This is a genomic window from Zeaxanthinibacter enoshimensis, from assembly GCF_004362865.1.
In the GTDB taxonomy this organism is placed as follows: Bacteria; Bacteroidota; Bacteroidia; order Flavobacteriales; family Flavobacteriaceae; genus Zeaxanthinibacter; species Zeaxanthinibacter enoshimensis.
Map to the genome: position 1 here is coordinate 539162 of NZ_SNYI01000002.1, position 14511 is coordinate 553672.

7 protein-coding genes are annotated in these 14511 nt (G+C 45.3%); 6 read left to right on the plus strand and 1 reads right to left on the minus strand.

Annotation, left to right across the window (positions count from 1 at the left end):
* The first annotated feature begins 61 nt into the window (after positions 1-61).
* From CLV82_RS08635 to CLV82_RS08650, 4 genes are all read left to right on the plus strand, one after another.
* Positions 62-3169, plus strand: a complete 3108-nt coding sequence (locus tag CLV82_RS08635; RefSeq protein WP_133643910.1) for a SusC/RagA family TonB-linked outer membrane protein — start codon at positions 62-64, stop codon at positions 3167-3169.
* A gap of 11 nt (positions 3170-3180) precedes the next feature.
* A complete protein-coding gene (locus CLV82_RS08640; protein WP_133643911.1) occupies positions 3181-4668 on the plus strand; it encodes a SusD/RagB family nutrient-binding outer membrane lipoprotein in 1488 nt (495 codons plus the stop codon).
* Positions 4669-4767: 99 nt separating this feature from the next.
* Positions 4768-8106, plus strand: coding sequence for a VCBS repeat-containing protein (locus tag CLV82_RS08645; protein ID WP_133643912.1), 3339 nt, complete (start codon positions 4768-4770; stop codon positions 8104-8106).
* A gap of 465 nt (positions 8107-8571) precedes the next feature.
* On the plus strand, positions 8572-9999 hold the full coding sequence (locus CLV82_RS08650; RefSeq protein WP_133643913.1) for a bifunctional metallophosphatase/5'-nucleotidase: 1428 nt from the start codon (positions 8572-8574) through the stop codon (positions 9997-9999).
* Between the two features lie 87 nt (positions 10000-10086).
* Here CLV82_RS08650 and CLV82_RS08655 read toward each other — a convergent pair whose 3' ends face one another.
* A complete protein-coding gene (locus CLV82_RS08655; protein WP_166636687.1) occupies positions 10087-11685 on the minus strand; it encodes a bifunctional metallophosphatase/5'-nucleotidase in 1599 nt (532 codons plus the stop codon).
* 835 nt (positions 11686-12520) lie between these two features.
* Here CLV82_RS08655 and CLV82_RS08660 point away from each other — a divergent pair.
* Together CLV82_RS08660 and CLV82_RS08665 are read left to right on the plus strand one after the other, a co-directional pair.
* Positions 12521-13651 carry a glycerate kinase gene (locus CLV82_RS08660; protein WP_133643915.1) on the plus strand — a complete coding sequence of 377 codons (1131 nt, stop codon included), beginning with the start codon at positions 12521-12523 and terminating at the stop codon, positions 13649-13651.
* Between the two features lie 219 nt (positions 13652-13870).
* Positions 13871-14200 carry a YtxH domain-containing protein gene (locus CLV82_RS08665; protein WP_133643916.1) on the plus strand — a complete coding sequence of 110 codons (330 nt, stop codon included), beginning with the start codon at positions 13871-13873 and terminating at the stop codon, positions 14198-14200.
* Positions 14201-14511: the final 311 nt, after the last annotated feature.

Consider the following 14511-nt stretch of genomic DNA (forward strand, 5'->3'; position numbering starts at 1 on the left):
CAGGATTTTCATATTTGTGTGGTTCATTCTATCAACTAAGAACCAACTAAAACTAAACAAAATGCACAAAAGACTCAATGCTATGTTGTTGCTGGCAATGTTATGTTGCTTTCAATATTCAATAGCTCAGCAGATTACGGTCACTGGTACCGTAACTGATGAAAATGGAAATCTGCTTCCCGGCGTTAATGTTGTGGAAAAGGGTACAAACAACGGAACCGCAACTGATTTTGATGGCAATTACGCAATCGATGTAGCAGATTCTTCGGGTGTTCTGGTGTTTTCCTCCCTGGGATATTCTACCAAAGAAGTGAATATGAATGGCAGGAATACGGTTAACGTTTCTCTTGCAGAGGATGCCAGTCAGCTTGATGAGGTTGTTGTAACGGCCTTGGGAATTAAAAAAGATCAGAAGGCTTTAGGATATTCCCTCACCGAAGTTGGCGGCGAAGAACTTTCAACGATAAAACAAACCAACGCGATCAATGCCTTGCAAGGTAAGATTGCGGGGGTGAATATCACTCAGAACGCCACCGGAGCTGCAGGTTCCAGCCGGGTCATCATACGGGGAGCCAGTTCCTTGTCCGGAGACAACCAGCCTTTATACGTAGTGGATGGAATTCCTATCAGTAATACGAATAATGGATCTGCCAGTTTATGGGGCGGTGCAGATGGGGGAGACGGTATTTCAAGTTTAAGCCCTGATGATATAGAATCTGTTAGTGTTTTGAAAGGTGGTGCAGCATCTGCCCTCTATGGCTCCCGTGCGGCTGGAGGTGTAATCCTTCTAACCACCAAAACCGGGAAGAAATCCCAGGGACTGGGAGTGGAGTTCAGTAGTGCTGTAACATTTGACCAGGTAAATACTTCCCTGCAGGATTTCCAGACAGAATACGGACAAGGTACTCAGGGACGTAAGCCTGCAACACAGGGAGAAGCACTCGACCTTGGAACTTCTTCCTGGGGAGCTCGGTTGGACGGCTCTCCCGTAATCCAATGGGATGGCGAAACAAGGCCCTATTCTTATGTTGGTAATAACCAGGATCATTTTTACAGGACCGGAACCACATTGATCAACACCTTAGCGCTTACCAACGCTAGAGATAACATGAATTACAGGTTTTCTGCCTCGGATCTCTCCAATGAGGATATCATGCCTAATGCAGGCTTAAACAGAAAGACCTTCTCTCTTAACCTGGGAAGCACTATGGCTGAAAAGCTTACCACCCAGGTAAGTGCAAAATATATTATAGAGAATGTGACTAACCGGCCAAGGCTGTCAGACGCCCCCGGAAACGGTAATTATACTGTAGCAAACCTTCCGCCGAACGTGGATGTTAGGTTTATGGAACCCGGGACCAACCCTGATGGTTCTGAACGGCAGTACAGCAATAATTCCTTTTCCCAGAACCCCTATTTTGCAGCCTACAATTTCCGCAACGAAGACACAAAAAACAGGATAATTGCTTCCTCTTCCTTACGTTATGACGTGTTGAGCTGGTTATACCTGACGGGTAGGGCAGGGGTAGATCATTACACTATTAAACGTACTAATGTGACTCCTTTTGGTACCGCTTACAGGCCTTTAGGCGCCATGTCGGAAACAGAGATCCGTTATACCCAGGTCGATGCTGATCTTATGCTCGGAATGGAGAAGCAGCTAACCGAAGATTTCGGGGTTACTTCCTTTTTCGGAGCGAATAAGAACAGTATTAAAGAAGAAGCACTGGACCTTAGTGGAACCGATTTTATAGTACCCGGTCTCGAAGACATTGGGAATACTGCCAATCAATCCAGGAACAGGAGTTTTGGTGAACGAAAAATAGGATCATTATACGGTTCAGTGGAACTTTCCTGGCAGAACTGGGCTTACCTGACTTTTACAGGAAGAAACGACTGGTTCTCTACCCTTTCTTTCCCGGGTAAAACCACTCCTAACAATGATTTCTATCCATCTGTAAATGCGAGTCTGATCTTATCTGAGGCACTGAACATCGATGGACCGGTAGACTTCTTAAAACTGAGAGGAGGGTATTCAGAAGTAGCCGGTGGTGCTCAGGATCCCTACCAATTGGCACTGACCTACCAGATATTTGGTCAGGGTCACTTAGGACAGCCTCTCGGGGGTATCAACGGGGGAACAGTTCCCAATGCAAACCTGGTTCCCTTCAGTAAGAGTGAATTCGAGATAGGCGTTGATGCAAGGTTCCTGGAAAGCAGGTTGACCTTAGACCTCGCATATTATAATAATGAAACAACCAATGATATCGTAAATGTTTCTACTTCTGTATTTAGCGGATATGGAGGTGCAAGTGCCAACCTGGGGAAAGTGGAAAATAAAGGTATAGAATTCCTGGTTTCAGGGACTCCTGTTCTTACAGAGAACTTCAGGTGGGATACCAGTTTTAATGGTGCCTATAACAAAGGTACTGTCCTGGCTACCAATGACGATGATTCTGATGTGAGCCTTGATGAACCACGTACAAGGAATGTAAGGATCCTTCACCAGGTAGGAGAGGCCTACGGAACCATCGTTGGAGTTACCTATGTTCGTGATGACGACGGGAACATCGTTTATGATATCAATGGAGACGGGGTTCCGCTTGCACAGGAAGGAGAACGGAAAATACTGGGTGAGGGTGTACCTCCACTGACGCTTGGATTTACCAATACCTTCAGGTATAAGAATTACAGCCTGAATTTCCTGATTGATGGGAAATTTGGCGGACAGATCTTTTCCGGGACCAACACGATTACTTACGGGAATGGACTTCATAAGGCAACGCTTGCCGGAAGAGAGAATGGTTTAACCGTGTCGGGCATCGATGGCGCTACCGGTCAGCCATTCACAACCACGGTAGCTCCTGAGAACTTACAGACCTATTACGGTGCTATCAATGATATTGCTGAGGAATTTGTCGAAGATTCCGATTACATCATGTTCAGGCAACTCAGCCTGAGCTATGCAATGCCATCCAGGTTGTTAGACAAGACATTCCTGACCGGGGTTAACATTTCCCTGATCGGATCCAATCTCTTTTACTTAAAGAGAAGTGTCGATAACATAGACCCTGAAAGCGCATACACCGTTGGAAATTCACAAGGGCTTGAATACTTCGGGCTTCCGGCCACGAGAAGCTACGGGCTGAACCTAAATGTTAAGTTCTAAAAAAATAAACAATGAAAAATTCTGTATATATATTATTGATCACACTTCTCTTAGGAGCTTGTGATAAAGGATTTGAAGAAATTAACGTGAATCCGACAAAACCCGACCAGGTCAGTGTCAGCACAAAGTTAACCGCTACCCAGTTATATACTTCCGGTTCCCGGTATGAGAACTGGCGGGCGAACCTGATCTACAGTTCCACCATGATACAGCACCTGGCTACCACGGCGGGGTATTGGTCCGGTGATAAGTATACATGGAACAGAGGTTATGCTGCTTCTCTTATAGACCAATATTACCCTACTGCCGTTAAAAGTGTCGAAGACATGTTGTTGCAGTTAGAAACAGAAGACGCCCCTGCCGAAATGAAGGCCATTACCAGGATCATGAGAGTCTTTATCTATCACAGGCTCACGGATATGTATGGAGATATCCCATACTTTAATGGCGGAAAAGCAGTGATCAACGGAACCTTAAAGCCTGAGTATGATGCCCAGAGTGCCATCTATGCCGATATGCTTAAGGAATTGGAAGAATCAGCAGCTGCCTTAGGGGATGGAACCTCTGCGTTTGGAGCGGCCGATATTATGTTCCAGGGAGACCAGGCCAAATGGAGGCGATTTGCATATTCCATGATGCTCCGCCTTGGATTGCGCCTGGTTAAGGTTGATCCGGCAGCAGCAGAGCAGTGGGCGACCAAGGCTATAAGCGGTGGGGTTATGGAATCCAATGCGGATATCGCGTACATCCAACATACGGCAGGTCCAGAGGGAATTAATAAGAATGGAAACGGGGAAGTGTTTTCCGCAGATGGAAATCCCAGGATGAGCGAAACATTTGTCAACGTACTGCAGGGAGACCCGCGATTACCTATTCTTGCCGCACGCCGCAGTGATGGCAGCACGGATCCTGCTGACCTGAAAGGATTACCAAACGGGCTGGATGCAAACCTGCTGTTACAACAGACTGGGGAGGAAGATACGACTCCTTATGCCGAGCCGAACCGAAATATTATCACCGGGGAAGACGCGCCAATGTTCTTCCAGACCTACGCAGAAGTAGAATTTATGCTGGCAGAGGCTGCGGTCCGATGGGGCTTGGCCGGAGGCGACCCGGAACCTCATTATAACGCAGGGGTACGGGCAGCAATGAATATGCTGGAACTCTATGGCTCTGCAGCAGTTATTGATGAAGCGGATATATCAGCTTACCTGGCAGCCAACCCATTTGATAGTGCGAATGCCCTGGAACAGATCAATACCCAGTACTGGGCAGCCACCTTTTTAAATGAGTATGAAGCATTTGCTAACTGGAGAAGAACCGGGTTCCCTGTTTTGATCCCGGTAAATTACCCGGGAAATGAAACCAACGGTACTATCCCGCGGAGACTTACTTACCCGGAAAGTGAGCAAAGTAATAACGCCGAGAATTACCAAGCAGTACTCGCTGCACAAGGCCCTGACCTTCTTACGACCCGGGTGTGGTGGGATGCTGAATAATACGTAATAAGTGTTTAGTTGATTTGTGTGAATTAGAAGTTAGTCATTAAAAAAGGAGGGGAAACTCTCCTTTTTTCTGTAGTAATTATTGTTTTACTTATGAGAAATATCTTTCCCTTAAAGCTGTTACTCCTCTTAAGTGTTCTCCTCATTACAAGCTGTAAGGTAGAAGTAGAATTACCCCAGTTCACTTCCCTGCCTGCCTCAGTTACGGGGATAGCCTTTAATAACCAGGTTACGGATACCCCTGAAGCTAATATCCTACGGTACGCTAATTTTTATGGTGGGGCGGGAGTAGGCATCGGGGATTTTAATCAGGATGGATTAATGGACCTGTATTTTGCGGGGAATATGGTACCAGACAGGTTATACCTGAACCAGGGAGGATTTAAATTCCGAGATGTGACGGAAGAGTCCGGCATCAGAGATGATGGGGGATGGTCTACCGGGGTAACTGTAGGAGACGTAAATAATGACGGCTTTGATGATATCTACATCAGCAGGGAACTGTATGACGACCGGCCGGACCTGAGGACGAATAAGCTTTATATTAACGACGGGACAGGCAAGTTCAGTGATATGGCAGCAGCATACCAGGTAGCGGATACCAACCGCACACGGCATGCCACATTCCTGGATTATGACCGGGACGGTCATTTGGATCTGTTCTTACTGACGCAACCTCCCAACCCAGGTAGTTATTCCTCGCTCTACGGTACTGAGCTCCTGCTCCCGGAATATCGTATGAGCCTGATGAGAAATACCGGCAGAGGATATTTTGAAGATAGGAGTGAAGAGGCAGGCATCAATGTAACAGGATTTCCCAACGCCGTAGCCGTCCGTGATTTTGATTCGGATGGCTGGCCGGATCTTTACATTGCGAATGATTTTGAGGCCCCTGATATGCTTTTCTATAACAACGGGGATGGAACATTCTCAAACCGGGCTAAAACAGCAATGAACCACACTTCGTTCTATAGTATGGGAGTAGATGTGGCCGATATGAATAATGATCAATACCAGGATATTTTTGTGCTGGATATGGTTGCTGAAGACAATTTCCGCTTAAAATCAAATATGAGTGGGATGGACCCGGATGTATTCTGGGAGGTGGTTAACAATGGGGGCCATTACCAGTATATGTACAATACCCTTCAGCTTAACAATGGAAACGGTACATTCAGCGATGTGGCACAGATGGCCGGGATGGCGGCGACCGACTGGAGTTGGGCGAACCTGCTTGCGGATTTTGACAACGACGGACTAAAGGATGCCTATGTTACCAATGGCCTCAGGTATGATATCCGCAATACGGACGCGGACAAGAAGGTGGCCCGCCATATAGAAAAGACTATCTATGACTGGATACAGTTACACCCTGACGGAGGAGGGAAGACTATCTGGGACCTGATCGATTTACAGGAGACGCTGGATCTGTTACCCTCGGTGCCATTAGCCAATTACGCTTTCCAAAACCAAGGTGACCTGCAGTTTAAAAAAGTAACAGAAGAATGGGGACTGGACACTCCATCATTTTCCAATGGAGCAGCATATGCGGATCTTGATAATGATGGTGACCTGGACCTGGTTGTCAATAACATAAATCAGCCGGCATTTGTCTACCGTAATAATAACGAGACCCGCGAAGGCCGCAATTACCTGCGAGTGCTTCCGCAGATTCCCGGGAACCTATCTGTCCTGGGGGTACAAGTAACCATTTATACTGGTGATCGTTCCCAGTTACAGGAGATTGGCAGTGTGCGCGGTATATATTCGAGTAGTGAACAGCTGGCACATTTCGGGATAGGTGAAGAGGGAGAGATTGACAGCCTGATCGTACAATGGCCCGGTCATGGGATAAGCCGACATTATTCCATTAAAGCGAACCAGGTATATACTGTGCGGCCCCCGCGTCGAAATTCAGGTACAGGGATAGACAAACCATCCGGGGATGATCATTTATTTACGGCATTTAAGCCTGGAGGTTATGATTTTCCGGTGCATTGCGAGAATGATTTTGACGATTATGAAAAGCAATTACTGCTCCCTCATAAACTTTCACAGTTCGGTCCCGCTCTGGCGGTAGGGGATTATAACCAGGACGGGTTGGAGGATTTCTATTTCGGTGGGGCTTCAGGGGAAATGCCCCGGCTTTACCGGCAGGATACCGATGGGAGCTTTAAGATGGTTCTTGAAGATTTCTGGGAAAAGGAGAAATTCTATGAAGATGTGGATGCCATTTTTGCGGATATAAACGGGGATGGTTTTCCCGACTTATACGTGGTGAGTGGAGGAAATGAATTCCCGGCGAACGACGTGCATTACACAGATCGTCTTTACATAAACGATGGTAAAGGCTCTTTTAAGAGAGGGGCTATCCTTGGGGGCGATCGCCAGAGTGGTTCAAAAGTGATTGCCGCTGACATCGACAATGATGGGGATACAGATCTTTTTGTAGGAGGCAGGCACCTTCCCCATGCTTATCCTCGTCCTCCAAAAAGTAGCTTGCTGATAAATGAGAACGGGCAGCTGGTTAACAAGACCGGGGAGCTCGCTCCGGTTTTAGAAGACCTGGGGATGGTAACGGATGCTCGCTGGGCCGATTATGATGGAGACGGGGATTCGGACTTAGTGCTAGTGGGTGAGTGGATGCCGGTTACTATACTGAGGAACCTGGATGGGCGGTTTGATAAAGTTTCTGTACCGGGCCTGGAAAACAGCAGGGGTTGGTGGTTTGGAATGACCGCGGAAGACTTTGACCAGGATGGAGATGTTGATTTCGTTCTTGGGAACCTCGGCCTTAATTACAAGTATAAAACCTCTCCTGCAACGCCGTTTGATATCTATTACAATGATTTTGATCAAAATGGCACACAGGATATAGTACTGGGGTATTACGATAAGAATACACATTATCCTCTGCGGGGGTTTTCCTGCTCTGCACAACAGATTCCGGGATTAAAGGACCGGATTGGCAAGTATGAACAATTTGCTTCCATGGAACTGAAAGAGGTTTATGACAGAGAGTTACTGAACAGTGCACTACATTACAAGGTTGACACCTTTGCTTCTATGTACATGGAAAACATAGGCCAGGGTCAGTTCAGGATGAAAGAACTACCCCGTTTAGCACAACGCTCAAATCTGAATGCATTCCTGGTTGCTGATTTTAATGGGGATAATTCTCTTGATATTCTTGGGGTGGGAAACCTTTTTGTTTCCGAGATCGAAACGCCGCGAAATGATGCGGGAACAGGTGTCTTATTACTGGGAGATGGCCAGGGAGGTTTTCAGGGTATTCCCGGGCATCAAAGTGGATTTTTCGCCAATAAGGATGCCAAACACCTTAAATTTCTCAGAACTAAGGAGTTTAACCTGGTACTCACTGCAAATAACAACGATAGGGTAGAGGCTTTTAAGATCAGTCCGGGGGAATAGTACCTGCCGCCTGCCCGTCCAACCGACACCTGCCTGATTATGTCATTCAGGCGGGCGGGCGGGCAGGTAAATTCGAGGTTTGAGGTTCGAAGTTCGAGTGCTAAGTTCGCTGTTCGCGGTTTGCGGATTGCCGTTCGCTGTTTGCAGTTCGCGTCTTAAGATGTATTCAAATCGTATCACTGCATCACTGCATCACTGCATCACTGCATCACTGTATCACTGTATCACTGGATCACTGCATCACCGTATCACCCACCCGTACCGGACGGTACGTTCCTGCCCGACTAAGTCATTCCATCCTGGACTTTGTCCAGTCTGGCAGGCAAGCGGGCGGGCGGGCTATGTAGCTATGTCTCCAATTTTTAAGCATTAATATTATGTTCAAATGGGTCTGGAAAACATATAGCTCGTTGGCCGTAAGAGGCAATTTTGAAATATATTCAGGTAGCAAAAAATCAGGTGATTATGGACTTGGATATTTTATTTGTTAACGATATACACGGGTACCTTTCTCCTCATCCCGACCTCTTTTATGATGCCTCCGGGGAAGTTGTGGAGACGGTGGGGGGCTATGCAGCAATTGCCGGCCTAGTCGAAAAGATTCGTAAGGAAAATCCCAACATATTGTTCTTTGATGGCGGAGATACTCTTCATGGTACAAAACCGTTGGTGGATTCCCGGGGAAAAGCTATTCTGCCCATTCTCAATGCACTGCAGCTGGATGGTATGGTGGGGCATTGGGATTTTGCCTATGGTCCTGAGCATTTAGAAGAGCTAAGCAAACACTTAAATTTTCCCTTGTTGGGTTGCAATGTATTTAAAGAAGATGGCTCCAACTTTTTTCCGCCTGCTGCTCTATTTGAAAATGGAGGTTTAAAGATCGGCGTTATTGGTATTTGTGCTATGATCATAGACAAGGTGATGCCTGAAAAAATGAGCAGCAGTCTGAGATTTACATCCGGGGTGAATGAAGTCCCCAGACACATTAAAAACCTAAAGGCAGATGGGGCGGATTTGATAATACTGCTTTCTCACAATGGTTTTCCACAGGATGTTGAACTTCTGAAGCGGGTAGAAGGTGTTGATATATGTTTAAGTTCTCATACTCATAACCGGATTTATGATGCTATCAAGATCAATGGAGCCCGTATAGTTCAATGCGGGTGTCACGGGGCCTTCTTGGGAAGACTTAGCCTTGAAATTAAGGGCAAGAATATCAAAAGCTGCAAGTACCGGCTTATTAAGGTAGACGACTCCATTCCGAAAAATACTGAGGTAGAAGACATGGTCAACAATATTGAAGCAGCCTATACTGAGATCAGGAATACCGTTGTAGGTCATACAGAGGAGGTTTTACACCGATACAATACCCTGAATTCCACTATGGACGAGCTACTGTTGCGTGCAATCGCCCACAGCACGAATACGGAAATAACCTTTTCTAACGGATGGCGTTACGGTGCACCTATTCCTAAAGGTAATATTACTGAAAATGATCTGTACAATATTACTCCCATGAATCCTCCTGTATCCACAGTAGATCTGACAGGTGAGGAGATTAAGCAAATGCTTGAGGAGAATCTCGAAAGAACTTTTAGTTCCGATCCCTTTGGTCAGATGGGGGGATATATAAAACGATGTTTGGGCTTGCAAGTGAATATGCGTATAGAAAACCCACAGGGGCATCGCATACAGGAGATCTATTTCAAGGGGGCTCATCTTCAAATGGACAAAACGTATACCGTTGGTTTTGTCACTATGCAGGGAGTGGCGAAAAAATATGGAGAAAACAGGAAGCAACACGATAAGAAAGCAGTGGAAGCCATGAAGGAATATTTACAGGAGAATCCAAAGTTCAGCCCGGGTAACACGCGGAGTTTCAGGTTAGTATGACTTCATTTTATACCGTACCCTCTGTACCCCGCATCCAGTAGCTTCTACCGGTAATCACTGGGTCACCAATTTCAACTTTTTATAAATTCAATGTTTGCCGATCATAGTTACTTCTCCCATATTTTCCGGAACAGAGATCTGTTTCATCTCTTTTATTTTTTTAGCGACGAAGTCATTTAGTTTTAACTCCGTCTTTTGGATGTCTGTTCCTTCGGCGAAATGGGAATAATTATGTATCCCATTTAACATTCCGGCATGGGTAGCCACTTTATATGTTTTTTTAAGGTCAATGTCCTTTCCTGCTATTTTCACTTCACTTATCCTTTCGCCTTCCGGTTTGGATAAGTCTATAGTGTAGCTAATCCCGGATGATTGCAATAAACCCCCGACAATATCCATTTTGTCTTTTGGGTTCAGATTCGTAGCGGTTTGTTGTAGTAGGTTATACAACTGTTCTCCTTTCAAGTTCAGGGTGATTATATTGGCGGGATGGGGAATTAATTTAAAGACATCCTCTCGCTGAATTGAATCCTGTAGGGTTATCCCGTAACCAACACCGGGCATAAATGCCACATCGGATTTCATTTCATCTTTCAGGATGTTAGTTACCAATTTATCAAACGGACTTTCCATTTTATATTGCCGGCCAACAGGCTTTTCGGCAACTGCCAGGAATTCTTCCAGTTCCGATCTGTAGTCTTTCCTGTAATCCTCCACCAGTTTTACAATTGTTGAATCCGCTTCCCATTCATCAGCATACAAAAAATGATATTTGGTTTTTAGATCTTTTAATTTCCCATCTTCAAGGATTAACTCGGTCTCTCCGAGAACAGCAGCATCAGACATTGCCTGCACTACAAATGTTCCGTTGGATTTATAGGGAGGACGGATATAATCGTGACTATGTCCACCTATGATAACATCGACATTTGGCAATTCGTCTGCAATGAGTTTATCGACAGTCATCCCTTCATGTGATAATACCACTATGATGTCTGCTTTCTTTTCAAGCTCGGGAAGATATTTTTTTATCGTAGCCAGCCCTTGCTCAAACCTGATACCTTCCATATTCTTAGGGTTTCCGGTCAAATGGGTGTTCCGGTAGGCAATAGGTAACAGGGCTATACGAACATCTTGTTTCCTGATAATTTTATATGGTTCATCAAAAATGGCCTTATTAGTAACTGTATCGATGACATTGGCAGCGCGCATCGGGAAGTCTGCAAGTTCGGCAAGTTCTTTGGTACGATCCAGTCCATAATCAAAATCATGGTTCCCGAGCACCATCATATCATAACCAAGTTCATTCATTAAACGTATTACCACTTCTCCTTTTGTAAGGTTACTTAACAGGTCGTCACTAAAGGTGTCGCCACCATCTATTAGTAATACAGAATTACTATCCTTTTGTGCTCTTATTTTTTTTACTACGGTAGCTAACCGTGCAAATCCGCCAATCTCACCGTTCCTGGGGAAGGTCATGTAATTATCAACAGAATCTCCGGTTTGGGCAGTGGCGTTACCCTTAAGCGTCTGGAATGGTTGGTAACTCCCGTGTATATCGTTGGTGTGTAAAACTGTTATGATCTGCTCTTTTGCAGGCTGCTCTTTTTTATTTGAATCACAGCTGGCAGCTGCTATTAAAATAACAAGACCTAAAAGAGTTATAATGTTGAATTGTTTCATTTCCATTTTATTTAAAATTTTCAAGTCATTACCGGAAAATGCAATTGGATTATGATGAATCCTATTGTGATTGAGCAAGCCCCTGCATTTCAGAAATCTTGTAATAACCTGTCTTCAAAATTTTAACTATGAGGTCTGCTTACTTTTTAATGAGGTACAGGTGACTCTTAGTACCCGGGAATGACCTTTTTCAAAATTAATACGGCTCCAAACCTTTCATTAGTTCAAAAAATGTTATTTCTGTTCCGGAAATTCAATTTTGCCATGAAGATGGTCGACATGTAAATATTTTCATGCTATAAGTTTATTGACTGGGGATAGCATGCTCTTAAACCTACCTTTCGACACCTATTGAGGAAGGTTTATGTTCCTGAGAAACAGCAGGCTATTGTCGAGCATGAAGGGCTCAATGAACATTGCTTCATTCAACGGGGGGTTAAACCCCTCCCCGGTCTCAAATTATACGTTTCCCTTGCAATAATCGTGCAGTGAGACACCATTTTTTTCAACGTACTGCTGGTTTTATGCACTGGAGGCAGGTAACTTTACTCCGGGGAGGGGTATAGGCATCCCCCGCCATTCGCCTTCCAGGAGTAGGGAATTCGCATCCCCAGCCGATTGTTTATGTCCGGTACACAGATTCGCGGCTGAAGTATCAATAGATAACAGTTCAGGGCTTAAAATTAATGATTAGACCGAAGTACTGGGGCCTGGTGCAGTATTCTGAAAGGTGACCCAGCAGGCCCCTGTAATCCTGTTGCTTCGAGCTTTCTGCTACAGGCGGAATTCTTCTCTGCCATATTATTTAGTATCATTGTGTAGCAAAGTCATACTGATGAAATTTGTTATAGCACCCGATAAATACAAAGGCTCCCTGACCGCATTCCAGATCTGTGATGCTGTTGAAAAAGGAATAAGATTGGTCTTCAGGGATGCAGAGATTACCAGGCTTCCCCTGGCCGATGGGGGAGACGGAACCATCGAGGTGGTCCGGTATTACTTAAAAGGGGAAAAGATATCCTTAAGTGTCAGCGATCCGTTATTCAGACCCGTACAGGCATCGTACCTGTATTCAGCTAAGGCTCAAACCGCCTATATAGAGATGGCCGAAGCCTCAGGACTTAAATTACTGGAAGAACATGAGAAGAATTGCCTGCTTACAACCACTGCAGGTACGGGTGAGCTGCTATTGGATGCCATGGATAAAGGTGCCAGGAAAATAATCCTCGGAATAGGGGGAAGTGCTACGAATGATGCAGGGATGGGGATGGCTACTGTCCTTGGTTACCGGTTCCTGGATACGCAGGGCAAAGAATTGGATCCCATTGGCGCTAACATGGAGCAGGTCGCCGAAATTGATACCTCTTCTGTTCATCCGAGGCTTCGCACGGTAACGATCCAGGTGGCTTGCGATGTGACCAACCCTTTTTATGGAAAGGATGGAGCTGCTTACGTCTATGCCGCGCAGAAGGGCGCTACGGACAAGGAAATCGTTCAATTAGATAAGGGTCTCAGGAACTTTGCCTCAGTACTGAAAACTACTTTTGATGTCGAGATACAAGAAATACCGGGGTCGGGAGCAGCCGGGGGTATGGGAGCTGCATCTCTGGTTTTCCTTAATGCTGAACTGAAGTCAGGTATAAACCTGGTCAAGGAATTGGCAGGATTTGATGAAAAGATCCGGGGTGCGGACTGGATTATTACCGGGGAAGGGAAACTGGATGAACAGACCCTTGCAGGCAAGACCATAAGCGGTGTAGTCACCTCCGCGAAAAAATACAATACTCCCGTAGCCGCATTTTGTGGGGCACTTAAGATCAGTATAGAACACCAGGAGTCCATCGGGCTCACCTATGCCGTATCAATCCTACAGGAAACCGGGGGACTGGAAGAAGCGCTGCTCTCCAGCGAGCAGAACCTGGTGCATGCTGTTTATAACTGGGCCAATCTACTAAGGCATACTTAATTCGTTTCTGGTAATAAATCTTCTCACTTCCTTTGGAAATGTTTTATCAATCCTCGCTGCAAGATCACTGATTTTCTATCGGCCTAACCTCTGCAAAACTGCTCCTATAAAAACTAGTCTTAATAATTAGTACCCTAACTGATAGCCGTCATTTTACACATCAATTATCTGGAATACTTTATCGACATAACGGAGTATTAATTTTTAAATAAAACAATCATGTCAAACGACGGAGGAAACATTGTACTGGCCCTTTTAACAGGAGCCGTTATTGGTGCAGGACTAGGGATATTATATGCCCCGGATGAAGGTGTAAAAACACGAAAAAAGATAAAGAAGAAAGTTGAGGATACCAGCCACGATCTGGCGGAACGAATCTCTCATGCTAAAGATGAACTGACTAAGACTGCTAATCAACAAAGGGAGACCTTTGAACGTAAACTGGATGAAACAATTAGCCAGATGAGTTATAAGGCAGATGATATTATCGCTTCCCTTGAGCGCAAACTGGAGGATTTGAGAAAAAAGAACGCCCAGCTTCAAAAATAGGTTACCCGGATGTTACAAGATACAAAAGGTAATCAGCAGGAAGTCTGTTTAGATTTGCAATCCTATGTATAAGACAGCGAGTCATGAATATTTCTGAAAGCTTTTAGAGTAATTATGGGCATGGTGACCCTTCCTACCCAGGGGATACTGGGTGGTGTGACTGCCCTGATTACTTTACTGATACTTTCAAGTGTGGTAGCTGTTGGGGTAGACGAAACCCAAATAGTTATTTCCAGTGGGTTTTTGGTCGTCGGCGGAGTGTTCTTAGTGGTTACCCTCCTCAGTTATCGATCGAGAATTCGGATCAGCAA

Coding starts and splice junctions, on each gene's coding strand:
- CLV82_RS08635 (WP_133643910.1), top strand. CDS start 62: ATGCACAAAAGACTCAATGCTATGTTGTTGCTGGCAATGTTATGTTGC.
- CLV82_RS08640 (WP_133643911.1), top strand. CDS start 3,181: ATGAAAAATTCTGTATATATATTATTGATCACACTTCTCTTAGGAGCT.
- CLV82_RS08645 (WP_133643912.1), top strand. CDS start 4,768: ATGAGAAATATCTTTCCCTTAAAGCTGTTACTCCTCTTAAGTGTTCTC.
- CLV82_RS08650 (WP_133643913.1), top strand. CDS start 8,572: ATGGACTTGGATATTTTATTTGTTAACGATATACACGGGTACCTTTCT.
- CLV82_RS08655 (WP_166636687.1), bottom strand. CDS start 11,685: ATGAAACAATTCAACATTATAACTCTTTTAGGTCTTGTTATTTTAATA.
- CLV82_RS08660 (WP_133643915.1), top strand. CDS start 12,521: ATGAAATTTGTTATAGCACCCGATAAATACAAAGGCTCCCTGACCGCA.
- CLV82_RS08665 (WP_133643916.1), top strand. CDS start 13,871: ATGTCAAACGACGGAGGAAACATTGTACTGGCCCTTTTAACAGGAGCC.